The organism is Paenibacillus oryzae (assembly GCF_001675045.1).
In the GTDB taxonomy this organism is placed as follows: Bacteria; Bacillota; Bacilli; order Paenibacillales; family Paenibacillaceae; genus Pristimantibacillus; species Pristimantibacillus oryzae.
In genome coordinates, this window is record NZ_LYPA01000076.1 from 75906 (window position 1) to 101320 (window position 25415).

At 50.5% G+C, this 25415-nt stretch carries 22 protein-coding genes, 1 pseudogene and 1 riboswitch; of the genes and pseudogenes, 18 read left to right on the top strand and 5 right to left on the bottom strand.

What is annotated here, in order from left to right:
• Positions 1-174: 174 nt before the first annotated feature.
• From galE to A7K91_RS26600, 3 genes and pseudogenes are all read left to right on the top strand, one after another.
• Positions 175-1188 (top strand): annotated as a pseudogene (galE, locus tag A7K91_RS22895) (UDP-glucose 4-epimerase GalE); the annotation flags it as partial.
• A 152-nt stretch (positions 1189-1340) separates the two neighbouring features.
• On the top strand, positions 1341-2429 hold the full coding sequence (locus A7K91_RS22900; protein WP_068686807.1) for a glycosyltransferase family 2 protein: 1089 nt from the start codon (positions 1341-1343) through the stop codon (positions 2427-2429).
• 151 nt (positions 2430-2580) lie between these two features.
• Positions 2581-2664: riboswitch (cyclic di-GMP riboswitch) on the top strand.
• An 11-nt stretch (positions 2665-2675) separates the two neighbouring features.
• The gene (locus A7K91_RS26600) at positions 2676-2843 is read left to right on the top strand and encodes a hypothetical protein (RefSeq protein ID WP_156739769.1); all 168 of its coding nucleotides are present in this window, start codon (positions 2676-2678) and stop codon (positions 2841-2843) included.
• A gap of 12 nt (positions 2844-2855) precedes the next feature.
• Here A7K91_RS26600 and A7K91_RS22905 read toward each other — a convergent pair whose 3' ends face one another.
• On the bottom strand, positions 2856-3185 hold the full coding sequence (locus tag A7K91_RS22905) for a helix-turn-helix domain-containing protein (protein WP_068686808.1): 330 nt from the start codon (positions 3183-3185) through the stop codon (positions 2856-2858).
• A gap of 271 nt (positions 3186-3456) precedes the next feature.
• On the opposite strand from A7K91_RS22905, the gene A7K91_RS22910 reads away from it, so the two are divergent.
• The 8 genes from A7K91_RS22910 to A7K91_RS22940 all read left to right on the top strand — a co-directional run bounded on the left by A7K91_RS22910 (position 3457) and on the right by A7K91_RS22940 (position 12926).
• Entirely contained in the window at positions 3457-5391 is a 1935-nt protein-coding gene (locus A7K91_RS22910; RefSeq protein WP_068686809.1) for an asparagine synthase-related protein, read from the top strand.
• A 242-nt stretch (positions 5392-5633) separates the two neighbouring features.
• On the top strand, positions 5634-5777 hold the full coding sequence (locus tag A7K91_RS26605) for a paeninodin family lasso peptide (protein ID WP_245697774.1): 144 nt from the start codon (positions 5634-5636) through the stop codon (positions 5775-5777).
• Positions 5778-5847: 70 nt separating this feature from the next.
• Positions 5848-6792, top strand: coding sequence for an HPr kinase/phosphorylase (locus A7K91_RS22915; RefSeq protein ID WP_082967697.1), 945 nt, complete (start codon positions 5848-5850; stop codon positions 6790-6792).
• A gap of 3 nt (positions 6793-6795) precedes the next feature.
• The gene (locus A7K91_RS22920; protein ID WP_245697783.1) at positions 6796-7122 is read left to right on the top strand and encodes a lasso peptide biosynthesis PqqD family chaperone; all 327 of its coding nucleotides are present in this window, start codon (positions 6796-6798) and stop codon (positions 7120-7122) included.
• A gap of 9 nt (positions 7123-7131) precedes the next feature.
• Positions 7132-7620 carry a lasso peptide biosynthesis B2 protein gene (locus A7K91_RS22925; protein ID WP_068686810.1) on the top strand — a complete coding sequence of 163 codons (489 nt, stop codon included), beginning with the start codon at positions 7132-7134 and terminating at the stop codon, positions 7618-7620.
• Between the two features lie 4 nt (positions 7621-7624).
• On the top strand, positions 7625-9424 hold the full coding sequence (locus A7K91_RS22930; RefSeq protein WP_068686811.1) for an ABC transporter ATP-binding protein: 1800 nt from the start codon (positions 7625-7627) through the stop codon (positions 9422-9424).
• A gap of 473 nt (positions 9425-9897) precedes the next feature.
• Positions 9898-10677: a metallophosphoesterase gene (locus tag A7K91_RS22935; protein ID WP_082967698.1), complete on the top strand. Its 780-nt coding sequence runs from the start codon at positions 9898-9900 to the stop codon at positions 10675-10677.
• A 128-nt stretch (positions 10678-10805) separates the two neighbouring features.
• A complete protein-coding gene (locus tag A7K91_RS22940) occupies positions 10806-12926 on the top strand; it encodes a sigma-70 family RNA polymerase sigma factor (RefSeq protein ID WP_068686812.1) in 2121 nt (706 codons plus the stop codon).
• A 237-nt stretch (positions 12927-13163) separates the two neighbouring features.
• Here the strand turns inward: A7K91_RS22940 and chrA are convergent, their stop codons facing one another.
• On the bottom strand, positions 13164-14342 hold the full coding sequence (gene chrA, locus A7K91_RS22945) for a chromate efflux transporter (RefSeq protein WP_245697785.1): 1179 nt from the start codon (positions 14340-14342) through the stop codon (positions 13164-13166).
• 350 nt (positions 14343-14692) lie between these two features.
• Between chrA and A7K91_RS22950 the strand changes: the two genes are divergently transcribed.
• Positions 14693-15046, top strand: coding sequence for a hypothetical protein (locus tag A7K91_RS22950; protein ID WP_068686813.1), 354 nt, complete (start codon positions 14693-14695; stop codon positions 15044-15046).
• Between the two features lie 97 nt (positions 15047-15143).
• Here the strand turns inward: A7K91_RS22950 and A7K91_RS22955 are convergent, their stop codons facing one another.
• Positions 15144-16898, bottom strand: coding sequence for a methyl-accepting chemotaxis protein (locus A7K91_RS22955; protein ID WP_068686814.1), 1755 nt, complete (start codon positions 16896-16898; stop codon positions 15144-15146).
• 319 nt (positions 16899-17217) lie between these two features.
• On the opposite strand from A7K91_RS22955, the gene A7K91_RS27335 reads away from it, so the two are divergent.
• Together A7K91_RS27335 and A7K91_RS22960 are read left to right on the top strand one after the other, a co-directional pair.
• Positions 17218-17346: a hypothetical protein gene (locus A7K91_RS27335; protein WP_281198659.1), complete on the top strand. Its 129-nt coding sequence runs from the start codon at positions 17218-17220 to the stop codon at positions 17344-17346.
• A complete protein-coding gene (locus tag A7K91_RS22960; protein WP_068686815.1) occupies positions 17343-18011 on the top strand; it encodes a hypothetical protein in 669 nt (222 codons plus the stop codon). The genes A7K91_RS27335 and A7K91_RS22960 overlap by 4 nt, the downstream gene beginning before the upstream one ends.
• Here A7K91_RS22960 and A7K91_RS22965 read toward each other — a convergent pair.
• The gene (locus A7K91_RS22965; RefSeq protein WP_068686816.1) at positions 17996-20620 is read right to left on the bottom strand and encodes an FAD-dependent oxidoreductase; all 2625 of its coding nucleotides are present in this window, start codon (positions 20618-20620) and stop codon (positions 17996-17998) included. The genes A7K91_RS22960 and A7K91_RS22965 overlap by 16 nt on opposite strands.
• Complete coding sequence (locus A7K91_RS22970) at positions 20620-20910, bottom strand: ArsR/SmtB family transcription factor (protein WP_068686817.1); 291 nt, start codon at positions 20908-20910, stop codon at positions 20620-20622. The genes A7K91_RS22965 and A7K91_RS22970 overlap by 1 nt, the downstream gene beginning before the upstream one ends.
• Before the next feature lie 247 nt (positions 20911-21157).
• Here A7K91_RS22970 and A7K91_RS22975 point away from each other — a divergent pair, with 247 nt between their 5' ends.
• From A7K91_RS22975 to A7K91_RS22990, 4 genes are all read left to right on the top strand, one after another.
• The gene (locus A7K91_RS22975; RefSeq protein WP_068686877.1) at positions 21158-22156 is read left to right on the top strand and encodes an HRDC domain-containing protein; all 999 of its coding nucleotides are present in this window, start codon (positions 21158-21160) and stop codon (positions 22154-22156) included.
• A gap of 140 nt (positions 22157-22296) precedes the next feature.
• Positions 22297-22758: a chemotaxis protein CheX gene (locus tag A7K91_RS22980; protein ID WP_068686818.1), complete on the top strand. Its 462-nt coding sequence runs from the start codon at positions 22297-22299 to the stop codon at positions 22756-22758.
• A gap of 189 nt (positions 22759-22947) precedes the next feature.
• On the top strand, positions 22948-23721 hold the full coding sequence (locus tag A7K91_RS22985) for an SDR family NAD(P)-dependent oxidoreductase (RefSeq protein ID WP_068686819.1): 774 nt from the start codon (positions 22948-22950) through the stop codon (positions 23719-23721).
• 24 nt (positions 23722-23745) lie between these two features.
• Positions 23746-25335, top strand: a complete 1590-nt coding sequence (locus tag A7K91_RS22990) for a DEAD/DEAH box helicase (protein WP_068686820.1) — start codon at positions 23746-23748, stop codon at positions 25333-25335.
• Positions 25336-25415: the final 80 nt, after the last annotated feature.

Consider the following 25415-nt stretch of genomic DNA (forward strand, 5'->3'; position numbering starts at 1 on the left):
TGCCTCTCGGCTTTGTTTGGCCGGGAAAGGCATTGTAAGCACTAATTGTTCTTTATAATGAACAAAATAAAATCTAATGGAGAACAATGCGTTTAAGTCAGTCATGTTTAAAGAGCCTCAGGCTCACGTTGTCTACAAATGTTTATAACCAATCACCATTGAGGAGGAGAGAAATTGGCGATTTTGGTAACAGGAGGAGCAGGTTATATCGGCAGCCATACATGTGTTGAGCTGCTGGAGGCGGGTTATGAAATTGTGGTGGTCGATAACCTGAGCAACAGCAAGGAAGAGGCTGTGCACCGCGTGATGAAGCTTGCTGGCCGGAATTTTCCCTTTTATATAACGGACTTGACGGATAAGGAAGGACTGCGCGGGATCTTCCGGGATAACGGCATTGAAGCAGTCATCCATTTTGCGGGCTTAAAAGCCGTAGGGGAATCCGTACAGCTTCCTCTCAAATATTATTATCAAAATATGACCAGCACGACGGTGCTTTGCGAGGTTATGGAGGAGTTTGGCGTGCACCGGCTCATATTCAGCTCGTCGGCAACGGTGTACGGCGTGCCTGATGCTGTGCCGATATCAGAGGAAGCGGCTGTTCGAGCAATTAATCCCTATGGTCGAACCAAAGCTATGATCGAGCAGGTTCTGCAGGATTTGGCTAATGCCAACCCAGCTTGGAGCATTGCAATTTTGCGGTATTTCAACCCGGTGGGCGCGCATGCCAGCGGCCTGATTGGAGAAGACCCCGGTGGATTGCCCAATAATCTGCTTCCCTATATTGCCCAGGTAGCGGTAGGCAGGCTGAAGGAGGTTGCCGTGTTTGGCGGCGATTATGATACGCCGGACGGTACCGGTGTAAGGGACTACATTCATGTGGTGGACTTGGCGCAAGGACATTTAAAGGCTCTGGAGAAAATCAGCGCCGACAGCGGTTTGCATATTTACAACCTGGGCACAGGACGCGGCTTTAGCGTGCTGGAAATGATACAAGCCTTTCAACATGTATCCGGGGTTCCCATTCCTTACTGTATTACGGACAGGCGGGAGGGCGACATCGGAACGTGTTATGCCAATTCCGCCAAAGCAAATCGGGAGCTTGGCTGGGAAGCCGCTAGAGATATTGTGGAGATGTGCCGTGATGCCTGGCGCTGGCAATCCGCCAATCCGCAAGGGTATGTGAGAGTGATGGCTGAAGGCGGCTTTATTTCCCGGGAGGAAGCAGCTATATCCGGGCAAGGGAGCGCTTTGGCAGGGTCGTTGTAAAGCTGTGCGGATTTTGGCGGGACGCTCTATGACGTTGCAAGTCTGACGGTTCGCGAAAAAGGAGGGGAGCCAGCATGAGCAAGGCGGCCGCCAAAGTCAGCGTGGTTATACCCGTTTACAACGCAGGCCGCAAGCTGCGTCGCTGTGTAGACTCCGTGCTGGAGCAGACCTGCCCCGATATTGAGATTGTTTTGATAAATGACGGCTCCAGCGATGGGAGCGGCGACCTGTGCCGCCGCTACGTGGAGCGGGATGTCCGGGTATTTCTGATTGAGCAGGCTAAGGCGGGAAGCATTGTTGCAAGAAGGCGAGGCATTGAAGCTTCGCGTGCTCCCTATGTCGCCTTTGCAGACGCCGATGACTGGATGGATGCCAGACTGGTGGAATGTTTGCTCAATGAAGCGGAGACGCAGGGAGCGGATATTGCCGTATGTAATACCTACCGGGTTATTGATGGCCTGCCTCTGCTTCGTCGTAAAAATCGCAGCCGTTATTTTGAAACGCCGCAAATTTATGAAGGCCAGACAATCCGCGATGAGCTTGTTGCGGCCTATTTGCACGGTTATCCCTTCCCAGCCGCGCTGCACGGAAAGCTGTACCGGAGAGAGCTGCTGCTTGGCTGCGGGTCTTTTCTGGATAACATCGTGTTTTTTGGCGACGATCTGTTTTATAACCTGGAGATGCTGCTGCATGCGCGGCGGGTTGCCGTTATGCCGGAAAGCCTCTATTATTACCGGTCCGGCGGCACCACCAGCCGCTATATGCCCCATCTGTTCCCGGATATCGTAAACGGGTACGGCATTCAGCAGGAGGTTGCTGTTCATTGCTTCGGTCATATAAGCGGAAGAGGGCTTGACGAACATAGGCGGGGGATTAGCGAAATGTTGTTGAGGACGCTGTTGACTTGTCTGGTCTATTTATTTTATGCGGAAATGAGCGCCGGAGAGCGTCTGCGGCATGTGGAGGAATATTGCAATCATCCCGCCGTGAGGGAAAGCCTGGGAAATCTGTCGGGAGCAGCCTCCTTGCCTCAAGGCTACGTAGATGCCCTGCAGCAGCGGGATTTGATGGCCCTGTATGCGCTGGCCAAGCGGATTCATCGGGCCGGAATGCCCAAACGGGCTTTGCTCAAGCTGCTGTCTTTTATGCCATCCGGTCTCTAGGGCGTGTTTGCAAACACACTCTGAGCTTGATTTTTTTGAATAAAAATGTTTTAAAAAATTCGACAAATAGACAAATAATCTATCAAAAAATGAAGACATGAACCGACAGCATATGCATGTCCAATCGTTTAAGATCAATCATGTGCAGTTAAAAGATAAGGGAGACGTTGAAATGCGCCTTGTATCTGGGCACCTTAGGCGTATGGAGTCAGTGGTGCAACCGCCCCGACGATATGGGGGATGAACATGACGGGAAAAGTTTCGGAAAATGTTCAGCATGTCCAATTGGATGCTGATTGGGTGAAATTAATCATTTGCGCTCGCGACAAAGGCCTGTCGCCGGAGGAAGTATTGAAGATTTTGTCTACTCTTCGTGACGAGCAGATGTCCATCATACAAGAAAGCGCCGTATGATAACATACAGCGCTATTCTCGATTGGATTTCCACTTGTTGAATTCAAGAAACTCCTTGAACTGTTCTTTGCTGACGCCAGATTTCATAGCTTCCCGCACAATATCTTCCCATTCGCGGTCCAGCTCGCCGGCGGGGCGGTCTTGTTGTTCGCTATTAACAAATTCCTCGACCGGCACATGAAGCACTTCGCCGATCTTTTCCAAAAACTGAATGGAAGGATTTTGTTGGAGCCCTCTTTCAATGGAGCTCAAATATGATTTTGCAACTCCGGCTCTTTGAGACAATTCGGTTAACGAGAGGCCTCTCCGTTTGCGAAACATTTGAATGCGTTCTCCAATCATGACAGACTCCTCCGTTAGTGCTTCAGCCTCAAATAAGTTTTCATTTGTTTACATTATAACGGAATTCATACGCGAGGGAAAGAGTCGTCAAAAAAGGCGGCTTTTTCGCTATTTCCAGAGGGGATAAAATGATTGTTCATTAAAAAGAACGTTTTACTGAAAATACATGAAAAAATATTGTGAAAACTGGATTGACATTCCCTTCGTAGCGGTGTTAATATACAGATATGTTCTTTATAAAGAACGAACGCAACGAAATGTGGAGGCCCAAATGAGTGCAATCGCCGGAATTTGGAATGTAAGCGAAAGCCGGGATACCGGCGAAGAGGGAGAACAGCTCCGCAGGAATTTGTCGAAATGCCCCGCCGATTGCGAGGGCGTATGGCAGGAGGGGACGATGTTTCTGACCTGCCGCAGCCGATGGATCAATTCCGAAGCGGTTGGCGTTCCCAATCCATACCATGATGGCGGCAGAAGGTTAACGATTGTTGCGGATGCTATCATCGACAATCGCAAGGAGCTGCTTGATCGTTTGGGCATTCAGCCGGGGCAGCATGGCGAGGTTAGCGATCAGGAGCTGATACTGCTGTCCTACGACAAATGGGGGACGGATGCAGCTAGCAAGCTGGTTGGTGATTTTGCTTTTGTGCTGTGGGATGAAAGAAGGGGCCGATTGTACGGCGCAAGAGATTTTTCCGGGGGCAGGATGCTTTATTACCATTGGAACGGCCGATCGTTCCGTTTTTCCTCCTTAATAGAGCCTCTTCTGGCACTGGAGGATACCAGCCGCGAGCTAAATGAGCAGTGGCTTGCCCAATACGTTGCGATTACAGCGGTAGTGGATGTAGTCGGCATGGATCAGACGGTATATAGAAATGTGAATCAGATTCCGCCGGCTCATTATTTTTTGCTGGAGAACGGATCTTTGACATTGTCGCGGTATTTCTGGCTTGATTCGGTGAAGAAGCTATGTCTAAAAAACGATCACGATTATGTAGAAGCTTTCCGCGAGGTATTCCAGGAGGCTATCGACGCCAGAGTCCGGACGTTCCGAAAGGTTGGCGCTCAGCTAAGCGGAGGACTGGATTCAGGAGCCGTTGCCAGCTTTGCGGCTCGCCGACTGCGCCGGGATGACCATTCCCTTTATACTTACAGCTACGTGCCGGTTTCGGATTTTGTCGATTATACCCCAAGATGGTATGCGGCGGATGAAACGCCGTACATTGCCCAGACGGTGGCGCATATCGGCGGTATAAATGAGCATTACCTGGCCTTTGAGGGCGCCGATCCTTACAGCGAAATAGACGGAATGTTAGGCATTATGGAAATGCCTTATAAATTTTATACTAATTCCTTTTGGCTCAAAGGTATTTTCGAGCATGCGGAGCGAGACGGTGTCGGCGTGCTTTTGAATGGCGGAAGGGGGAATTTAAGTATTTCCTGGGGAGACGCCATTCCCTTTTATGCAGAGTTAATGAAGAAAATGCGCTGGGGCAAATTGATGGAGGAGCTGGCTCTTCGCAGGTATGCCGCGGGAACGGGCCGCAAGCATTTGTTGTCGCTTGTTGGCCGGGAGCTTCTGACCGGCCTTCCCGGGCGCAAGGAGAAGACGCCGCCTTATCAGGTCATTATTAATGAAGGCTTTGCCGCAAGAACCGGTGTCTACGAGGTGCTAAGGCAACATGGCATCGGGCAGGACGGGTGGCTGGCGTCCACCAATGCATACATAAACCGGAGCAATCATTTTCAGGAGCTTTACCATTGGAATGCCAGCAATACGCTAGCCGCCAAGCTTTCCTACCGGTATGGCGTCTGGAAGCGGGACCCTACCAATGATCTGCGCGTCATTTCCTTCTGTCTGTCTCTGCCGGAGGAGCAATATGTGCACAAAGGGATGTCCCGGGCGCTGGTGCGCAGGGCAACGGAGCATATGCTGCCGGACGGAATCCGGCTTAATGAAACGATACGCGGAGTACAAGGAGCCGATTGGCTGCATCGCGTCCTACCCAAATGGGAACAGCTTCACAGCGAGTTCCAGGATATGTTGGGCAACGCCGCTTTGCTGGAAATGGTGGATGGCAATGTACTCCGAGCCGCGCTTGGCGAGCTGTCAGATGGCGTTTCCCCCTCGGATGCCCATGGCAGACATATCAATGCATTGATGGTTAGTCTGATCCTTCACCGCTTTTTGAAGCAGGCTGCTTAATTGATAATTAATAACCTAATCATATAAGTTCAACTAAAGAAGCGGCAGAAAGAGGACAGAGTGTGAAAGATTCTGGAGAAGCGAAGCGTTCGTTTGTGTTTCCGAATTTCACCATTAACCCTTATATAATCAGGAAATTTGGAAACAACTGCGATCGGAAGAACTTTCACACGGCGGACTCCTCTGCCACCACAATTTTGTTGAACTTATATGACCGCCCCTTTGAAAGGAGGTGAAATGATATGACGCTGAAAAAAGAATGGAGCAAGCCTGAGCTGGAAGTTCTTCAAGTTCACATGACTGAAGCATCCACCACTAATGGTCCTTTGACTGACGAGGCTTACATTCCGGGCCAATACAGTGAAAATCCGCGCTTTACTAGCTAGAAGCAAGGGAGACAAGCCAGCCGGGCAAGCCCTTATGCCGAGAGGGTAGGGGCTTGCCGGGGTACCTGGGATGGAGGCGAAGGTTGTGCTGGAAACGGAAGTTGGATTTGTATACCGGGCATTCGGGTTAACCATCCATAGCGAGCTCAGGCTGCCGGAGCTGTTGCCTGCCGACGGAGACGGAGACACGCCGGATGTATGGATCAAGCTGGATCCTTTCCTCAAAAGCGGTTTTGATGGAGAAGCGTATGACTTTGTTGCGGAATCGGGCCATGTCACAGTCAAAATGCCGGATGCGGGAGTTTTCCGCGTACAGGACGGCCATACCATCATCATCTCGCCATATACGTTTGCCGATGAAGGGTTGATTAAGCTGTATGCGCTGGGTACCTGCTGCGGTATTTTGATGCTTCAAAGAGGCATTTATCCGCTGCATGGCAGCGCGGTTGCAATCGGCGGCAAAGCCGTTGCTATCGTTGGCCAATCAGGCGCCGGCAAATCGACATTGGCATCCGCCCTCTTGGAGAGGGGCTGCGGGCTGGTGAGCGATGATGTAATAGCCGTACATATCCCGGAGAACGGGAGTCCGCCGCTTGCATCATCTGCGTACCCTCAGCAGAAGCTTTGGCAAAGCAGCCTGGAGGCGCTGGGCAGGAGCACTGATGAGTTATCCTCTATATATGGCAGGGAAAGCAAGTTTTGCGTGCCTGTCAAAGACCGTTTTCATAGCGGTCCATTGCCCCTGGCGGCCATTGTTGAATTGACCGGTCCTGGAGAAAACGCTGGAGAGGCGGCTTGCCTGAGGGTTGGCAATTTGCAATGCTTGCCGCTGCTGCTGCGTCATACTTATCGCTATCAGCTTCTGGGCAGAATGCAATTGCTGCCTTGGCATTTCCGGCAATCCGCGGCGTTGGCCACCCGTTTGCCGTTATACAGCATGGCCAGGCCTGCCGGCGAATTTTCGGCGCCGCAAATGGCCGATTGTCTTTTAAAAACAATAGCTGCGGGGGAATAGTCCATGTCCATGGTAATCAAGCAAGATGTGCTCGATCGTACGGTCCAGATGACGCATTCGCTTAAATTGACCGTTGTGCAAAGCTTCAACTATATTGCTAGCGATATGAACGGGGAGCGGGTGCTGCTCTGCGTGGACAGCGGGAAGTATTACAATCTGGGCGCAATCGGGACAGTGATCTGGGATCACATGGAGAAGCCGGTTACGGTGGGGTCAATCGTGCAAAGCCTTCTGGATCAATATGAGGTCGACCGGCCTAGCTGCGAGGCGGAGGTTTTTGCTTTTTTGGCAAGGCTTTCCGAGGAGCGGCTGATCCGGTTTGGGGTTTAGGCAGGTTCTATGACAAGGCTTGCCAAAAAACTGAGGCTGCTGGCGGGAATGGACCGCACGCAGCTGTCGCTGCTGCTTGAAGCGGCCTTTTATATGGGCTGGGCCCGATTCAAGCTCCTGCACACCCCTTTTGTCAAGCTGGCTGCTACGCTGGGAGCTTTTATGCACGAGAGCGCTTCTGCCGAGGACGGAAAGCGCCGCCGGGAGCTGTCCATGATTATCGATGCGCTGCATATTATGAGCCGGAATACCTTTTGGGAAAGCAAATGTCTGGTTCGCGCCGTTGCCGGTCTCAAAATGCTGGAGCGCAGAGGCATTTCAAGCACGCTTTATCTGGGAACCTCAAAGGATGAACATGGCAAGCTGATCGCCCACGCGTGGCTGAGAAGCGGCCCATGGTATATTACAGGCGCGGAGGAAATGGACCGCTTTGTAGAGGTCGGCAAATTTGCATGCTTGCCGGAAGCCAGCTCCAATCCACCCGTCGGAAAGCGATGATGTCATGAACCATATCTGGTATTTTGCCGGGAAGCTGAACCGCTACGCGGGGAAAAAGCTCTATTTTAATATGATGGGCATGTTGATAATCGGACTGCTCGATGGAGCGGCTGTGCTGTTGCTGCTGCCATTGCTTGGCATTATCGGAATGGTCAGCGCTCCGGGAGCCGGATTGCCTTTTATGGACAAGCTGGCGTTTCTGCAGGAGCTGCCGACGGCGCAGTCGCTTGCGCTGGTCCTGCTTTTTTTTGTCGGGCTGACGGTACTGCAAAGCTTGCTCCAGCGGAGCTTGACTCTTCGCGAGGTAACGCTTCATACCGGGTTTATTAACCAGCTGAGGCTGGAAACCTATCGGATGCTGCTTCAGGCGAACTGGAGCTTTTTTATTACCAAACGAAAATCGGATTTAGTAAATGCGCTGACAGGCGAGCTTGGAAGAGTAACGGGAGGCGCATTTTTGTTTCTGCAGGTGCTGGCTTCCATTTTGTTTACGATGATTCAAATCGGTTTGGCGTTTTGGCTGTCTTGGCAATTGTCGTTGTTTGTGCTGGTGTGCGGTTTGGTCATCGGGCTGTTGTCGCGTCGTTTTATTGTCAAATCGAAGCAGCTTGGCGCTGTTTCAGTCGATCTGGCCAAGCATTATTTGGCTGGTATTTCGGATCATTTTCACGGGATGAAGGATATAAAAAGCCATTTGCTCGAAGGCTCTCGTTATCGGTGGCTGCAGGACTGGTCGGCCAAAATCGAGGCTGAAAGATATGAATATACCAGGTTGCGAAGCAATTCGCAGCTGTTTTATAAAGTGGGCTCGGCCGTGCTTATCGCTGTGTTTGTGTTTACGGGGGCCGGTTTGTTTCAGGCGCAGGCCCCTCAGATGCTCTTGATCACGGTTTTGTTTGCCCGGCTATGGCCCCGTTTTACCGGCATTCAATCTCAGCTTGAGCAATTGGCCTCCGCTTTGCCGGGGTTTAAGGTTTTGGAGGAATTGCAGCGGGAATGCCTTGCAGAGCGGGACGAGGTTTACGTGGAAAATGAAGAAGACGGTATCAAGCCTTTACATCTATCAAGAGACCTTGAGCTGCGTAATGTTTGGTATCGCTATTCAAAAACACAGCCCGACTATACGTTAAAGCATATTTCACTGCACATTCCGGCAGGAGGCATGACCGCGATTGTCGGGAAATCCGGTGCGGGAAAAAGCACGATTGTTGATTTGCTCCTGGGATTGATTCAGCCCGAGAAAGGAGAAATTGCGGCGGACGGCAAGGTGCTGGGCAGAAGCGATATGCTGAAATTGCGCCGCGCGATCGGTTATGTGCCGCAGGAGGCGTTTTTGTATCATGGCAGCATAAGGGACAATTTGATGATGCTGTGCCCGGATGCCTCGGAGGAGCAGCTGTGGGAGGCTATGGAATTTGCCGCTGTAGCCGATTTTGTAAGGATGCTGCCCCATGGGCTGGATACGTTGATTGGCGATCGCGGCGTGATGGTATCCGGGGGGGAGCGGCAGCGGCTGGTGCTGGCTAGAGCTATATTGCGCAAGCCTGCCCTGCTTATTCTGGACGAAGCGACCAGCGCTCTCGATAGCGTCAATGAAAGCTTGATCCAGTCAGCGCTTGAGCGTCTTAAGGGGGCGATGACGATTGTGGTGATCGCTCATCGTTATACGACGATTCGCAATGCGGATCAGGTCGTTGTTGTGGATGAAGGCAGGATCGTGGAGTCAGGTCCCTTCGAGCGGCTCTGCAAGGAAGAAGGCATGTTCAGCGCCTTGCTGGGGCGCCAGGAGCAGGTAGCATTATAACCCCAACTCCACTATACTGGTTAGAGGTAGTTCAAAAAGTCCGCTTTCCATTGCGGGGCATGACTGGCGTCATGGCCGGCGGCGAATATGGGATTCAGCCGAAATCTCCGATCCTCTCGTAGCTTAGACTACGCTCCGGTCCTCGATTTCTAGCTTCTTCCCATCTTCTTGGCACTGAAAACCGGACTTTTTGAACTTTATTTGGAAGAGGTAGTTCAAAAAGTCCGCTTTCCATTGCGGGGCATGACTAGTGTCATGGCCGGCGGCGAATATGGGATTCAGCCGAAATCTCCGGTCCTCTCGTAGCTTAGACTACGCTCCGGTCCTCGATTTCTAGCTTCTTCCCATCTTCTTGGCACTGAAAACCGGACTTTTTGAACTTTCATTTGGGTGAGGTGGTTCAAAAAGTCCGCTTTCCATTTAAACTTACCTTGTTAGAGTCAGATGGCAGCAATGAAGAAGAGGAGTGCGCCATGGCCTTTTGGATATCTTTGTTGATTGCGGCTGCGTCAGCAGCCGCTTTGTTGTATTTATTTCTCATTTTCCCTACGCAATGGCTTAAGGTGGAGCAGGTGGATTATCCGCTGGGAATTGGCAAAAGGATTTTGCAAATCAGCGATTTGCATGTGGATATGCTCCGAATTTCCCCCATGCGTCTGTCCCGCGCCATCAAGCGGGCTGCACCGGATTATATCTTTTTGACCGGAGACTATACGTACAGGGAGCCCTATTTGCCCCGGTTGGCTCATTATTTGAAGGAGATGGCTTCTGCCGGGGTACCTGTCTACGCCGTGCTTGGCAATCATGATCACGAGCTGCCGCGCCTGCGCAAATTGTCCGAGCTGATGGAGTCCTGCGGCGTTGTTTTGCTGCGAAATAGCATGGTTGAACTTCTGGAGTTTCAGCTTGTCGGAATCGACAATTACAGCACAGGCCATAGCCGCTTCAAGGAGTCGTTCAGATGGGTTGCGGACAACAAACCCGTGCTTGTGATTACCCACGACCCCAATGCCGTGCTTTTTCTGCGCAAGCCTTACCATTATTTAATGGCGGGTCACTTTCACGGAAAACAAATCAATCTGCCTTTTTTATTTGACATCAAGCCCAAAGGCCCCTTATCCGCAAAAGGAATTTATAAAGGGCTTCACCAAGCCGAAAACGGAGGCGTCTATTATATATCTAAGGGCGTCGGTCAAGCCGGCATTAACGCAAGGTTTATGGTTCGCAGCGAAATCACGCTGCATAAGGTTTGAATAATCCAGCTTCTCACAGATGTGTTCATAACTCCCGCAGGCCTCGCGATATTGTGTAAAAAAAAACGAGAAAATAAATCCAAAACCTTCCGCTGCGAGTCTTATAGATAGAGGAGGATTGATCGCCATTGTCAGAGAGGATTGAACGGATACATCAAGCGAAGCAGGGCAATCATCATGCCTTTATCATTCTGATGGGAGAGCAAAAGGAAAAGCTTCGGCGTATTGCCGGCTATTATATAAAAAATGCCGCGGACATCGAAGACATTGTACAAGACACGGTCGTAAGCGCCTATTGCTCCTTGCATAAGCTGCGCAGCGCGGAGGCCTTCGACGGCTGGTTGAGCCGTATCGCCGTTAATCGGGCGTTGACCTGCCTTCAGCGGCAAAAGCGTGTCGTACTTACCGATGAGCCAAAGACGATGGAGGCAGCGGATTCTAAAGCTGATTATGAGACAAGCATGGACCTGGAAGACGCGATTTCCAAGCTGAATCCGCATTTACAGCAATTGATATATCTAAAATACGTCCGTGACCTGACCCAGCAGCAAATTGCAAGCTTGCTGGATTTGCCATTGGGAACGGTCAAAACCAGCTTGAGGAAGGGGTTGAAGCAATTGCGCGAGCAGCTTCAAGGCAAGGAAGAGAACACTCAGTCGGCGAAGACGTCTCGTGAAATGGAGCAGGACCTCGTTGCTCTGCGCAATCGGCTCAAGCTGCAAGCGGAACGGATGTTTCACATTCCGCGTGATTATGAACTGCTGATAGAGGATTATAGTAAAGGGGACACAACTCCTCATGGCAGGGGAGAGGCCAGCTTTGCATGGGTGGTGCCCGGCAGAGAAATCGGCATAGCCCTCACGCTGTCGGACCAAGGAAGCCTGCTGAATTATACGATAGACCTGGAGCCAGCCAAGGGAGCTAAGGCGTTGTCTGAGGAGCAGTTGAAAATGAATGCCGAACGATTTGTTGAGGATCATTATCCTGGCCGATTAGCGGCTTTTCCATCTATGGAGACGGCTTGGCAAGCAGGGGCCTGCTCGTTTCGATATAAGCAAACCGCGATGGGGCTGCCGCTTCCTTTTACGGGCTTTATCATTAATGTGCATAGCGCCAGCGGGGAGATCATGGACTTTACCTACTATGGAGAGGCTGAGGCTCCGCCCGTTCCAGGCAATTTGCGAGACCCTGCCGAAGTGATTGCCGAAATTCGGGACAACCTGGATATGGAGTTGATGTTTTCGGTCTTGTCTCCGGAAATATATCAGGGCGGCGATGATGGCATCAAGCTTGTTTATGAGCCGTCCGGCTTGGCCCATCTTTTAGCTTTCCCAGCTGCTGTGGAGTCCATCAACGATACAAATGAAGGCGTGGCGGGTTCAAGCGGCGACGAGGCAGAGCTTGCCGCTTCGGTCACGGGCTCCTCTGAATCATTGCCCGCAACCGAGGAAGTTTATCTGCCCATTGATTTATATCAATTTGAAGGGAAGGAATGGCCAAAATGGGAGGGCCGATCGCTGGAGGAATGGGCGGGCGTTGATCCCGCTGTTTTCGAGCTGGCCCGTGAGGTGGAAATAGGAGATACCGTAACGGGCGTTGTTTGGCAAAAAAAGAATCGCGCCCTCAAGACGGATCGCTCCTGGAATGCGTATTTAGCCAATCGTATAGAAGACACCATCAAGGCAAAGCTGGACAAAGAAAGCGGGAGGCTGCTGGAATTTGTGCAATTTACAGCTGATGAGGAGATAATTTTACAGGAGTTAAGCCATAAGCTCGACCGCAAGGAATGCCTACAGATTGCGCTGGAATATGTGCAAGCCTTGACTCCAGGCATGCTTCCGTTTCTCCGCATGCTGGCAGATGAGGATATTGATGAAAAGCCGGAGGACGGAGGAGAGAGGGCTCATTTTATGTTTAGAGCTTATGTAGGTGAGCTTCCCGTAGGCTTCGAATTTACTTCTGTTACTGTCAATCGGCAATCGGGAAAAGTGATCAGATTTATGGCAAGCTCCCTGAAGCCGGAAAAGTTGGCGGGGCTGTCGTCGAAGCCTCAACTAAACGCATCGGAGGCAAAGGAGCTTTTTATGAGCCTGATGAAGCTTCAATTAAAATGGGAGGCAAATTATTCTGGAGAAAAGGCTGGCCGTCACTACAAGCTTGTTTATGGTTTGGTAGAGTCCGAGACGGGCCGACCACCGCGATTGCTGGATGCCATGACGGGTGATGTTTATTGCTCAGCTCGGAATTAGAAACAAATAGGCCAGCCCCAGTCTTGAAAATGAGCAAGGGGGGGTTCGGGGCTAGCCTTCAATCAGGAGTCCAGCATATGAAAACACTTTTTCAAAAACTATACAGTGAATATTTACTCATACCACGTGCCTTCCGTCTGTTCATGCTCTGGTGCTGGATTTTGGCTGTGGGGTGGATGCTGTTAGGGAAACGGCTTTTTTAAGCAGTCCTTTATCGTAATTGCTGATTCGCAATGCTTAAAGCAGCGACAATACCGCTCCGCCCGCAGCGCCCGCTATGACAACAAGCCATGGCGGACATTTCCAATAAACAAGCAGGCAGAATAACAGGGCGGCAAGCCCAAAGTCCGCAGGCCCAAGGACGGAGCCCGTCCAGATGGGATAATAAAATGATCCTAGCAGCAAACCAACAACGGCGGCATTGATGCCCGTAAAAGCTCCTTGCACTCTTTTGAAGCGTTGGATGGAATGCCAGAAGGGGAGAGCCCCCGCGATTAAAAGAAACCCCGGCAGAAAAATGGCCGCTGTGGCGAGCAATGCCATCGGCCATCCCCCGATTACAGCACCCAAATAGGCGCCAAAGGTAAACAATGGTCCAGGCACCGCCTGCGCAGCGCCGTAACCCTCCAGAAACATCTCTTTGCTGACCCAGCCGCCGGGAACCAGCTCTTTTTCCAGCAGCGGCAGCACTACATGCCCCCCGCCAAATACAAGGGAGCCTGAACGATAGAAGCTATCGAACAGCACCAGCCATTCGACGGGAAATAGATAGCTCAAAACAGGCAATAGAACAAGCAAAGCAAAGAACAAAAAAAGACAGGCAGCTCCCCCTATTTTGCTGATCGGCAGCCTGAAGGAGGGGGGAACGCTGGTTTCCTTGACCGTATACAGCAAGCTCCCCGCCAACCCCGCCCCAGCAATGAGGACAACATGGCTAAACGGCGATTGCCAAAGCAAGCTGGCGATAGCTGCGATGACGGCTATAGTCATGCGGCTTTTGTCCGGCGCCAGCTTTTGCGCCATACCTGCTATAGCCTGGGCGACAATCGCAACGGCTACAAGCTTCAAGCCGTGCAGCCATCCCGCTCCTCCTATCGGGAACGTCTGAACAAGAGCGGCAAAAGCTATCAACGCCAAAACGGAGGGCAGCGTAAACCCGATAAAAGCGAGCAGCCCGCCCCACATGCCCGCCCGCATCATACCAATGCCAATACCGACCTGGCTGCTGGCGGGGCCGGGAAGAAACTGGCTAAGCGCTACCAAATCAGCATAGCTTTTATCATCTATCCACTGCTTTCGCTTTACATATTCGTTATGAAAATAACCCAGATGGGCGATCGGCCCTCCAAAGGAGGTTAAACCTAGCTTTGCCGCGACCCACAATATTTCCAGCCGGGACTTCAGGGACGCTTTCAAAAGCCGCTGCCTCCTTTATTTAGAGATATTTCTCTGGTTCAAGACATCCATCCTATTATAAATGGAAATTACCGTGCCGGAAGTTAATGATTTGTAAAGATAAGCTTTTGTCTCGAAATTGTTCATACAAACAGAAACCATGCTTAGCTAGTATACTGGATTTTATAAGTCATATATCTGGAAAAAGAAATAATGATAGTAATAAAATCTTTCATTTAGAAAAGTATAGGATATAATAGAATTTGGAATAGTGGATATGGGTATTATTCCCATCATGACTGACGGAGGTAAGAAATGAAAAGGAAATTTTTATTGTTAAATGTATTGCTTATTATTTTGTTACTCACATCATGCAGCATTGGTTTGAGTACGGAGGAGAAGTTGAATCAGAGTTTGCATTAGACATAAATATTGATGAAGAGTACGGACTCGTACAGGCATCAAACTATGTTTCGTTCGGTGAATCCTATCTGGAGCCGAAGGGATGGGAAAATAACGTCTTGTTCATTTTTCAGTATCCAGGTAAATATTCAAGTATAGTTACATTCGTAAGCACAGGAGAGGATATAATAACCGGTACCGCACAATTTGTGAAAAGTAGCGATAAGGATATGCTGAATATACTGGAGAAAGCTTATGGTATTCCAAAATCTGAATTCCAGCACATCACCAGCAGTGAGTTGAAGGTATTGCTAGATGAATAGAAAATAAAGCCCAAAAAAAGTGCGCGACCTATTGTTGGATCTACCATACAATAGGTCGCGCACTCTTTTGTGTTTTCAAAAGAAGCCCTCTGGATGATTAAACCTTTACTTTGCCAACCGCTTCGTTCATGGCGTTCGTTTGCCTGCGCAGCTGTGCGGACATATCCGCAACCTTCTGAAATACAGCGGACTGCTCGCGGGTGAGACGATAAATTTCATCCGAGCGCTCGGAAACATCGGATGAGATTTGGGATATAGTATGAACGGAAGCTGATGCTTCCTCGGAGCCTGCGGATATTTGTTCGGCGGCCGCAGAAACCTCCAATATCCGTTCCGTTACGATTTGGAAGGCATCAACCGCATGAAGGAATGCTGCCTCTGCGTCGCCCGACAGCGTTACGCCTTGGCCGATTTCACGGGCCGTTGTGCTCATTCGCTCGCCAATTTCTTGAGATTCCCTCTGAATACCGAGCAATAATTCGGAAATTCGTTGCACGGAGGAGCCGGAGGCCTCGGCAAGCTTGCGCACCTCTCCAGCAACAACCGCAAAGCCTTGCCCATGCTCTCCCGCATGTGCCGCTTCAATGGAGGCATTCAGCGCCAGCAGCTTTGTTTGGGCGGCAAAATCTTGTACGCTATATAAAGCATCTATAATTTCTTCGGAATAGCCGTTTAAGACCTGGACCTTCGTTGTTACTTCGTCTGCGGCTGCCGAAATATGGACCATCTGGCCCTTCATCTGCGTCATGCTTTGTTTGCCGGATTGCGCGGAAGCCAATGCGCCCGTTGCGGCATCCGATACAGCCGTTGAGGATGCCGAAATATCGGTAATTCCTCTGGCGATTTCCTCCATTGCATTAGCGCTGTCTCCTGCCCCTTGCTTTTGGGAATGGGCGCCTTGCCGAATTTGATCGACTGAGCCGTCTACTATACTTCCGAGCTTAAGCATTTCCTCTGCGTCCCGGCTGAATTGCTCCGTTGATTTCGTCAAAATCGCAGTAGTTGCCGCAACGCCCTCCACCATGCCGCCCACAATGCCGTTTAAATTTTCCGACATATGAATCATGGCTTTAAACGTGACTCCGATTTCGTCCTGGCTGCGGAGACGGTAATCCTTCAAAATTCGCCCGGCTTCCGCGAGCTCTCCATGCGCCATCTTGTCGACACTGGCTTTTAATGGCTGAAGCGGACGAAGTCCTTTCATAATAAACCATACAACCGCCATAATGCCCGCTACGGTGATAACCAGGAGCAAAGCGTAAAGCGGAATGCCGCTTTTCAAAATATCGCTTTCAATATGGCCAATCACATCTACTCCGGTATCGATTCCGATAACGCCTTGCAAAGCTCCGTCGGCCCCCATGATCGGAGCGTAGGAGGAAATATAGTTGCCGTATTGGGCATTTTCGATAATGGGAGAGCTGGCCGTTTTGCCTTTAAGCAGCTCTTGAACAGCGTCCGCCGGAATATCGACTTCTTCATTGATGCCGGAAGCCAGATTTTCGTCCAATATTCCGTCAACCATCATAAGCGGCTTGTGATTTTCATCGATTTTTACAAAATAAACATACATCGCCCCGATGCGCTGGCGAAATTGATCCATTTCATCGCGAATGGATAAAAAGGCTTCATTTTGTTCCGGAGCTTTGGCAAATTGAATATAGGCTTCGTCGTCCAGCTGCTTGACATAGCTTTCGGCGATTCGAATATTGTAGCTTGAAATCGCTTCCTGTGTAGCTTGCTTTAAATTAGCCAACTGAAGAAAAATGCTTCCGGCCGAGATTACGAGAATGACCAGAGTAACCATTGCGACAATACGCACTACCAAACGTTTCTTGAAGTAACCGATCATGTAGATCTCTTCCCCTCGTCACTCATATGCAAATAGGTCTTTTTTAGTGGCTGGCCCCTTGCTTTCAGGTGTTTTGTACTATGTAATCACCAAAATAGTAAATGAAATAATGGTAGATTGCAAGATAATCCTGTCAGGACTGCTGCTTAGAAAGGGGAATGTCAACGACAAAAATCACTATTGGACGGGGTTGCCGCGGCTTCGTAGTTCCTCTTGATTGGATATGGTACTATGATGGTAGCTTGAAACGAAGAACCGCCGGGCGCGAAAGGGTTTGCTTATATTATGTAGGGATTGAAACAATGAAAGGCGGAAGCGTATGAACGAGGAGCGGGAGCAATCGGGCATGATTACGTATTCGGACACCCAGCGCGAAATTGTGCAAAGCGGCCCGAAGGCCATCCAAAATATTTTGACAGATGGAATGAATGGAGCGGATGTGTCGTGAAGCTGTTTGCTTTGACAACTGAAATCAATGGCAGCAGCCGGATGAGCGATTTTGTCCGCGACTGCTTTGTTTGCTTGTTTTGTCCCGGCGTTGGCGGCTTGGAGGGCTTGAACGAAAATGAGCTGACGGCAGCGCTGACAGAAGCAGGACAGTCGCAAAACGGGGGCAAGCAGTACGAAGCGGAATCGGGTCAAAACGAAATGCGGCTTGCAGGGATCAAAACGTTTGTTATGGACATGGAGGACGGGGATTATATCCTTATCGGAAACGGGGAGGAGGTATATTGGGGCGACCTTGGCGATTATTATTATGTCGAGCAGGCGGACCAGCCGGATGACGGCAGCTGCCATCGTCGCGGCGTCACCTGGCTAAAAGGGATGCCGCATCAGGAAATACCCGATGTCTTTAAGCTTTTATTGGATCAAGCAAAGCCAGTTGCAAAATATGGCGAGGAAATATCCCATGCGCAAATGGAGTTCTGGCTTTCGCCGACGCCCCGGCAAACGGTTAACGGAACGGGAGCGGATGTGGATGAAGAAAGCATCGGAATGGCGCTGGATATTCTTAAGCAGGCAATGCAGCATGGCGATGCCGAGCGCAGGGAACGGGCGGCTGCAGCCATTTTGAACTATGCAGCCGCCCGCAGCAATCAAATAAACAGATGATGGCCTCCGCCTTCGGTCTGGCCCAGATAATAGCCGACTCCGCCTATAACGGCTTCATCCACTAACTCCTCACGCTTCAGTCCCATCAAATCCATGGACATTTGGCAAGCAACGATTTCCACGCCTTGCGCGATGGCGGATTGTATAAGCTCTTCAAGGGAAGCAACATTGTTGCTTTTCATTAGAGAGCGAATCATGGCCGGGCCTGCTCCTGCCATATTCATGCGGGACATTTTGAGCTTCCGGCTTCCTCGCGGCAGCATCGTGCCGAACATTTTGCCTATCAGGCTTTTTCCGGGAGCAGATTTGCTGTTTTTGCGAATGATGGAAAGTCCCCAAAAGGTAAAGAAAAGCGTAACCTTTTTGCCGCTTGCCGCTGCTCCATTGGCAATTATAAACGAAGCAATAGCTTTGTCCAGATCGCCGCTGAACACAACAATGGTGCTGGCGTTTGATCCAGAAGGAGCAAGCTGCGAGGTGCTGTCTGCGGCAGCACCTGAGAAACGAGGCGGAGCTTCTGACTTTTGAAGCCAGGCATTGATTTCGCCGTTTTCCTCCTTTTGGAGCTGCATCAAATTATTTCCGGTCATTTTGGCCCATGCGCGGATATCCTCGTAAAACCCGGGATCGGTAGCGGTCACCTGCAGCACTTGACCGGAGTGCAGCTGCTCCATGCGGCTTTTAACCTGAAGCAGAGGCCCTGGGCAACAAAGGCCGCATGCATCCAGCGTGGCGTCGGCCTTTAATGCTCCACCGTCTCCCTGCGAAGGGACGAACGTTTGCTCCAAAGCCGCCGAGGCTTCGCCATACGTGTTGTTCACAGCTGCCGACGCTGCTTGCATGTCCTTCATAGCCATTGTTTGCGCATGCCCGTAGTTTTTCGGGACGGAGCCGGGTGCTGTGCCCTGCACGTCGTCGTCAGGCCATGCTTTTTTCAGGCTTCGAGGTTTAGTCGGATAAGGCGACGGACGGGACAGCCGATAGGTTTTGTATCCTCCACTCAAGTTTTTTACGCGGAATCCCCGTTGCTTCAGGATGCGAGAAGCGGTATATCCGCGCAGACCGACCTGGCAGTACACCCATATCTCCTTGCTGGCATCCAGCTCCTCCAGACGATCCCGCAGCTCATCGACAGGAATGTGCATAGAGCCTGGAATATGACCTGCCGCATGCTCCATCTGGGACCTGACATCCAGCAGCACCGTATTTTTTTCATCGCGGCGCTCCAGCTCGGCTGTACTGTAAACTTCCACTAATCCCTTAACTACATTTTCGGCAACGTATCCCGCCATATTGACTGGATCTTTTGCAGAGGAATAGGGCGGTGCATAAGCCAGTTCCAGCTCGCTTAGCTCCATTACATTACCCCGGTACCGTATGAGGGTGGCGATATCGTCTATTCTTTTGTCGACGCCATCCCTGCCGACGGCTTGAGCGCCCAATACAACGCCTTCCGGATCAAACAATAGCTTCAGGGAAAGCGATGAAGCTCCGGGATAATAGCCTGCATGGGAATTGGGGTGAATGTGAATGGCATGATAGGGCAAGCCAAGACGCTTTAACGTTTTTTCGTTGTTTCCGGTGGCAGCCCCGGTCAAGCCGAACACCTTGATAATGGATGTGCCTTGGGTGCCCTTGTAGCTTGTATCCAAGCCGCAGACATTATCGGCGGCGATCCGGCCTTGCTTGTTGGCTGGTCCGGCAAGCGGAATTGCGGTTTTACCGCCATTGACGTAATCCACAACCTCAACGGCATCGCCAACCGCGAAAACCCCCGAAAGATTGCTTTCCAGCTTGTCATTGACGACAATATGGCCTCTCGGACCAAGCTCCAGTCCGCTATTCTTCAGGAAAGTCGTATCCGGCGTAACTCCAATGGCCAGCAGAACCAAATCCGCAGTTACAGTATTGCCGCTTTCCAGATGGACGCCGACTCCTTCTCCGTTTTCCTCAAAGCCCTGCACTCTCTCGTTAAAAAGCAGGCCGATGCCTTGCTCGGACAGCTCTCCGGCAAGCATGCCGGCCATTTCGGGGTCCAGTGGGGCAAGGACCTGGGGTCCAGCTTCAATCAACGTTACCTCTAGTCCGGCCTCGCTCAGATTTTCTGCCATCTCGACGCCGATAAATCCGCCTCCGATCACAATCGCAGAACGGGTGCGTTCCTGATCGACCTTGCTTTTGATGCTGTCCATATCCGGGATGTTGCGAAGCGTATAAATATGCCGCCCCGAAATGCCGGGCAAATCGGGAACAATCGGCTTTGCTCCAGGCGACAAAATTAGCGCATCATAACTTTCCTCATACAAACCTTTGTCCGCGCTGCGAACTTTAACGAGACGCTGCTCATGATTAATAGATAAAACCTCGCTGCGCGTTCTGACGTCGATATTAAAGCGCTCCTTCATGCCCTCGGGAGTCTGGACCAGCAGGCGCGAACGCTCCTTGATGCTGTTTCCTATAAAATAGGGAAGGCCGCAGTTGGCAAAAGAAATATGCTCGCCCCGTTCAAACATAATAATGCTGGCATGCTCATCAAGACGCCTCAGTCTGGCTGCCGCCGAAGCGCCGCCGGCAACTCCGCCTATAATCAAAACCTTTTTTGCTGCCATCAGTTTTGCTCCTCCTCCAGAAACAGTTCCACGAACTGTTTAATTTTTTCATTTTTAATGGAATAATTCACTTCCAGCCCGTTGCGCTCGGCTTCAACTATTCCGGCTGTCCTCAGCTTCTGCAAATGCTGGGAAACTGTTGATTGAGGCAGCCCAAGGCAATCCTGCATAAATGAAACATTGCAATTTCCTTTTTGCAGCAGGCCGTTTAGAATACATAGCCGCACGGGATGGGCAATAGCTTTCAGCACTTCCGCCTTGGCATCAAAAGCCCGATAATTGTTATCCATGGTTCAGCTCCCTTTGAATCACTATATCCATATATTACGATATAACGATTTTAATTGCAACTGTATAAGATTTCGCTTGCCAGAAGTTCCTCATTATGGTAGCATGTCCTTAATGTGATACATGAACGAACGGGAGGAAGCACCTCTTTCGCAAAATTTGCGAAGGAGGTGCTTTTTTTTGCACCTCAAAATCTGGCTGGTTCGTTTATCGGTCGCTACATTTAATCCATTGAAAGGGTGTATGGGAATGCAACTGGTATTCATGAACACATTCGAAAAACTGGAAGGCGATCATCATTATACCGCTCGTTTAACAATAGCCGAGGAGCAAGGCGTTTGGCATGTTAATTGGCAGGAAATGGACACTGCCCAAACGATGGAGCTAGAGGTTTGGTACGAAAGCCTGTCATGGGAGGAGCTATTGACAGCGTTCCGGCACGGGGTTGCGTTAAAGATGGGCGCAGGCTATGTGCCCGTCATTGAATCCATGCTGGATGGAGACCGTCATGCTAAAGGCAGCTATCGCTCCATGCTGCAGTGTTATGGCGAGCATTATGGGAACGAAGCCGTGTTTCAGACGCTAAGAGAATGGCGCCGCAAGAAAGCGGCCGCCGACAGAAAATCGCCTTTTTTGATTGCCACCAATGTATTGCTGTGGATGATTAGCGCTTATCTGCCTCATAATGAAGAAGAGCTGCGGCAAATTCCGGGTTGGGGCAAAGCGCGTAATGAAGCCTATGGCGGAGATATTTTGGAGCTCACCAGACCATACACCAGAGAAACGGCTTTCCCATTGGATTGGGTGGCACAGAAGCTGGACGGAGAATTGTTCCGCAACTGGCAGCTCAAGCAGCAGGAAAATAAATACCGCAATGCGCTGGAGCGGCAGGAGGAGAAAAAGCGATTGTTAAGCATTGTACAGCAAGGCGGTCTTCTGAGCACGCTGGAGGAAGAGCTGAAGCTGCCGCGGCGGGAGCTACTGCTCAGAATGGAGCAATTGGAGCAGGAGGGCTACGAGCTAGAGCCGCTGGTTGAGGAAGAGCTGCGAGATGTACCGGAGGCGGAGATGCATTCCATCCTGGAAGTCATGACCGAAAAGGGCGATCGTTATTTAAAACCCGTATTGGAGCACGTATATGGAGAGGGTAATAGGTCTAAAGATGGAAGAACTGACGAACTATTGTATGAAAAGCTTCGCTTGATACGGATTCATTTTCGGCGGAAACAAGGGAAAAAAGCGGTCTAATGGAAGTTTTTGCGACAAATTTGCGTAGGTCTAAAGTTTCATATGTGTGAATAATAGTATACTTGTCCTATGATTTAAAGTATACTATTAACAACTTAGACAAATAGCGAATTTTGTCGAACAAAGGAGCGCTACCCTTTATGAAGGCAGAATATATCAATCCGTTTCTTGAATCTGCAAAGCTCGTAATTGAACAGGTGGTGCAAATCCGGCCTGAAACAGGTCAATTAGGCCTGAAGGACATTAAATTCGTAGAAAACTATATCTGGATTCAGATTGGTCTTAACGGACAAATGAACGGAGATATCGTTTTTGGCTTGAGCGAAGAGGTTGCTCTCAAGATGGTGTCGGCCATGATGGGCGGATTTGTTATTTCTGAAATTGACGAGATAGGACGTAGCGCGATTTCTGAACTTGGTAACATGATTAGCGGAAATGCAAGCACCATTCTTTACAATCAAGGTGTCCGGGTGGATATAACGCCTCCAAAAGTTATTCAGTCCGCACAATCCGCTGGGTTTCAGCCGGCGCAAGCGCTGACGATACCTCTTATTATGGATGGAATCGGCGAGCTGGATATTCAGGTATTGGTGGCCTCCTAAGACCGTATGCTCTTGAGCAGTATGGAAGAACAAGCTTAAACCTCAGAATCAAAAGCCTCCGGACCGCCTGCAGGGTGGTGAAGGAGGCTTTTGTCATTGAAAATTGCATGAAAACGCCTTTGCTTCGAGGAAGCTGATGCGCTACACTTGAGCAAGAGAGAATGAGGAAGCCGAAGGCGGTGGTTTGAGATGTTAAAAGGAAAGGTCGTGCTCATTACGGGAGCATCGAGCGGGATTGGGGCGCTGGCAGCCTCCGAGCTGGCGCGTCATGGGGCAGTTCCGGTGTTGACTGGCCGTAATTTGGAAAAGCTTAAAAAACATGCGGAGGCCATATCCGCGGATTGTCTCTATTATAAGATGGATGTTGCAAACAGGGATGAAATTCGTCAAGTTGTAGAGCAGGTATTGAATAAACATGGCGTCATCGACATTTTGCTCAACAATGCCGGTTACGGCGAGTTTCGGCGTTTTGAGGAGATGCCGGTGGAGGATTTCCAGGCTATGATGGACACCAACTATATGGGCATAGTACGCTGTACAAAAGAAGTGCTCCCCCATATGCTGAAGCGGGGTTCGGGGCATATCGTCAATATCGCATCCATGGCTGGGAAAATCGGCTCTGCCAAATCGGTCAGCTATACGGCAACGAAACATGCCGTGTTAGGCTTTACCAATGCACTCCGAATGGAGATGGCGCAACAGGGCATCAAGGTGTCCGCCATAAATCCTGGTCCCATCGACACTGAATTTTTTAGCATCGCAGATCCCGCCGGAAATTACGTCAAAAATGTCGGATGGCTTATGATGAAGCCTGAATATGTAGTAAAAGGCATTCTTCGCGTGATGGATACGGGCAAGGCGGAGCTGGACTTGCCGCGTAAGGCTGGTTTTGCGATCAAGCTGTATCAGTTGTTTCCGCGCACTGTGGACAGGTTGTTTGGAAAATGGATGAATCAAAAATAGCAGGTACATAGAGGAGTTAAAGGCATGAACGATAAAACATGGACGGAATTGGGTATTACTGAATCATTATCACAGGCTCTGAAGGAACGTGGAATTGTAACGCCAACCGATGTTCAGGCTGAGGCGATTCCGGCGCTTTTGGCGGGGCATGATGTTACTGCGCGCTCGCAAACCGGCAGCGGGAAAACATTGGCGTTTTTACTGCCGATTCTTCAGCGGATAAATGCGGCATCAGGCGCCATTCAAGGCGTTGTTATTTCTCCGACGCAGGAGCTGGCTATGCAAATTGTACGGGTTGCGGAGCAATATAGCGAACCGCTGGGCATCCGCATACAGCAATTGATTGGCGGCGCCGCGATGAAGCGCCAGGTTGAAAAGCTGAAGCTGCGCCCGCATCTGATCATAGGAACTCCCGGACGCATTCATGAGCTTGTCAAGCTGCGCAAGCTGAAGCTTGGAGAGGTTCGTTTTGTCGTTATAGACGAAGCGGATCAAACCTTCCAGCTAGGTTCCACTAAGGATTTGGAAACGGTCCTTTATTCCATGAATCCGAAAAGGCAAACCGCCTTTTTTTCGGCTACTTATCCCGAAATTATGACCCGTTACGAAGGACGCTGGATGAAGGAGCCCGTACGCGTGCAATTAAAGCCGCTGCAGCGGGTTGCGGAAACGGTGTCCAACTACTATATATTAAGCGATAAACGCGATAAAACCGATACAGTGCGCAGGCTTGTGCGGCTGCTGAATCCGGCCTCCGCCTTGTTATTCCTGAATGATACGGGTGAAATAGCCAATTGGGAAGCCAAGCTGAAGTATGAAGGCTTTGCGGTAGAGACGTTATACGGCGATTCCGACAAACTGAGAAGAGCGGCAACGCTGGCGCGTTTCCGCGACGGGACTTGCCAATTGCTGCTTGCAACCGACGTTGCGGCACGCGGGCTGGATATTGAAGGTCTGCCGCTGGTCATGCAACTGGACCCTGCAATTGATGCCGACCACTATGTCCACCGGGCAGGAAGAACGGGACGTATGGGCCGCAGCGGCACGGTTATTACAATCGTAACTCCGCAGGAGTTATTCATTATGGAAAAATTCCGCAAGCAGCTTGGCATTGACCTGCAGGAAAGAGCTATGTTCCGCGGCCGGTTTTTATCGATGGAGGAGCTGGCTGCCGCAACTAGCCCGCATAGGGGGATAAAAAGCGGACAACCAAGAGAAAATGGAACTGGCTTGGGCGGCGGCAGAGCCAAGACTGCTCGAGAAACCAAAGCTGTATTAGAAAACAAAGCTGTAAAAGATACCAAAGCTGATGGAGCGGCAAGCCGTAATGGTTCAATCCAACCGAGTCGTTCAACTGGAGAGAATGCCGGAGCGCTTCATGGACGTTCCAACAAAACCGTGGCAGCTAACCGGAGAGACAGTGGTGTAAAAGCCAAGGGAGGACGTCCGGGCGCTCCTGACGGAGGACGCGCTAACGTTTCCGGCGGTTCAGTCAAATCTGCTTCATCGACCGGCGGCAAGGCCAAACAGACTAAAAAAAGCGAAGGCAAAAACAAGGGAGCGCCTAAATGGCTTAAAGAGAAGCGCCAACAATCCAGCCAAGCGGACAAATAATTCTCTTTGACCCTGAAAAACCGCTCACATGGCGTTCAAACAAGCTGAATCTTTTTACTCAACCAGCATGGTACAAAATA

Bases quoted from the DNA above. Each gene is read 5' to 3' on its own strand.
- A7K91_RS22910 (WP_068686809.1), top strand. From the start codon at position 3,457: ATGAGTGCAATCGCCGGAATTTGGAATGTAAGCGAAAGCCGGGATACC.
- A7K91_RS22980 (WP_068686818.1), top strand. From the start codon at position 22,297: ATGAAGGCAGAATATATCAATCCGTTTCTTGAATCTGCAAAGCTCGTA.
- A7K91_RS22905 (WP_068686808.1), bottom strand. From the start codon at position 3,185: ATGATTGGAGAACGCATTCAAATGTTTCGCAAACGGAGAGGCCTCTCG.
- A7K91_RS22970 (WP_068686817.1), bottom strand. From the start codon at position 20,910: ATGGATAACAATTATCGGGCTTTTGATGCCAAGGCGGAAGTGCTGAAA.
- A7K91_RS22985 (WP_068686819.1), top strand. From the start codon at position 22,948: ATGTTAAAAGGAAAGGTCGTGCTCATTACGGGAGCATCGAGCGGGATT.
- A7K91_RS22950 (WP_068686813.1), top strand. From the start codon at position 14,693: ATGCAGCATTGGTTTGAGTACGGAGGAGAAGTTGAATCAGAGTTTGCA.
- A7K91_RS22915 (WP_082967697.1), top strand. From the start codon at position 5,848: ATGGAGGCGAAGGTTGTGCTGGAAACGGAAGTTGGATTTGTATACCGG.
- A7K91_RS26600 (WP_156739769.1), top strand. From the start codon at position 2,676: ATGACGGGAAAAGTTTCGGAAAATGTTCAGCATGTCCAATTGGATGCT.
- A7K91_RS22925 (WP_068686810.1), top strand. From the start codon at position 7,132: ATGACAAGGCTTGCCAAAAAACTGAGGCTGCTGGCGGGAATGGACCGC.
- A7K91_RS22920 (WP_245697783.1), top strand. From the start codon at position 6,796: ATGTCCATGGTAATCAAGCAAGATGTGCTCGATCGTACGGTCCAGATG.
- A7K91_RS22935 (WP_082967698.1), top strand. From the start codon at position 9,898: ATGGCCTTTTGGATATCTTTGTTGATTGCGGCTGCGTCAGCAGCCGCT.
- A7K91_RS22900 (WP_068686807.1), top strand. From the start codon at position 1,341: ATGAGCAAGGCGGCCGCCAAAGTCAGCGTGGTTATACCCGTTTACAAC.
- A7K91_RS22990 (WP_068686820.1), top strand. From the start codon at position 23,746: ATGAACGATAAAACATGGACGGAATTGGGTATTACTGAATCATTATCA.
- A7K91_RS27335 (WP_281198659.1), top strand. From the start codon at position 17,218: ATGAACGAGGAGCGGGAGCAATCGGGCATGATTACGTATTCGGACACC.
- A7K91_RS22955 (WP_068686814.1), bottom strand. From the start codon at position 16,898: ATGATCGGTTACTTCAAGAAACGTTTGGTAGTGCGTATTGTCGCAATG.
- A7K91_RS22975 (WP_068686877.1), top strand. From the start codon at position 21,158: ATGCAACTGGTATTCATGAACACATTCGAAAAACTGGAAGGCGATCAT.
- A7K91_RS22965 (WP_068686816.1), bottom strand. From the start codon at position 20,620: ATGGCAGCAAAAAAGGTTTTGATTATAGGCGGAGTTGCCGGCGGCGCT.
- A7K91_RS26605 (WP_245697774.1), top strand. From the start codon at position 5,634: ATGACGCTGAAAAAAGAATGGAGCAAGCCTGAGCTGGAAGTTCTTCAA.
- A7K91_RS22930 (WP_068686811.1), top strand. From the start codon at position 7,625: ATGAACCATATCTGGTATTTTGCCGGGAAGCTGAACCGCTACGCGGGG.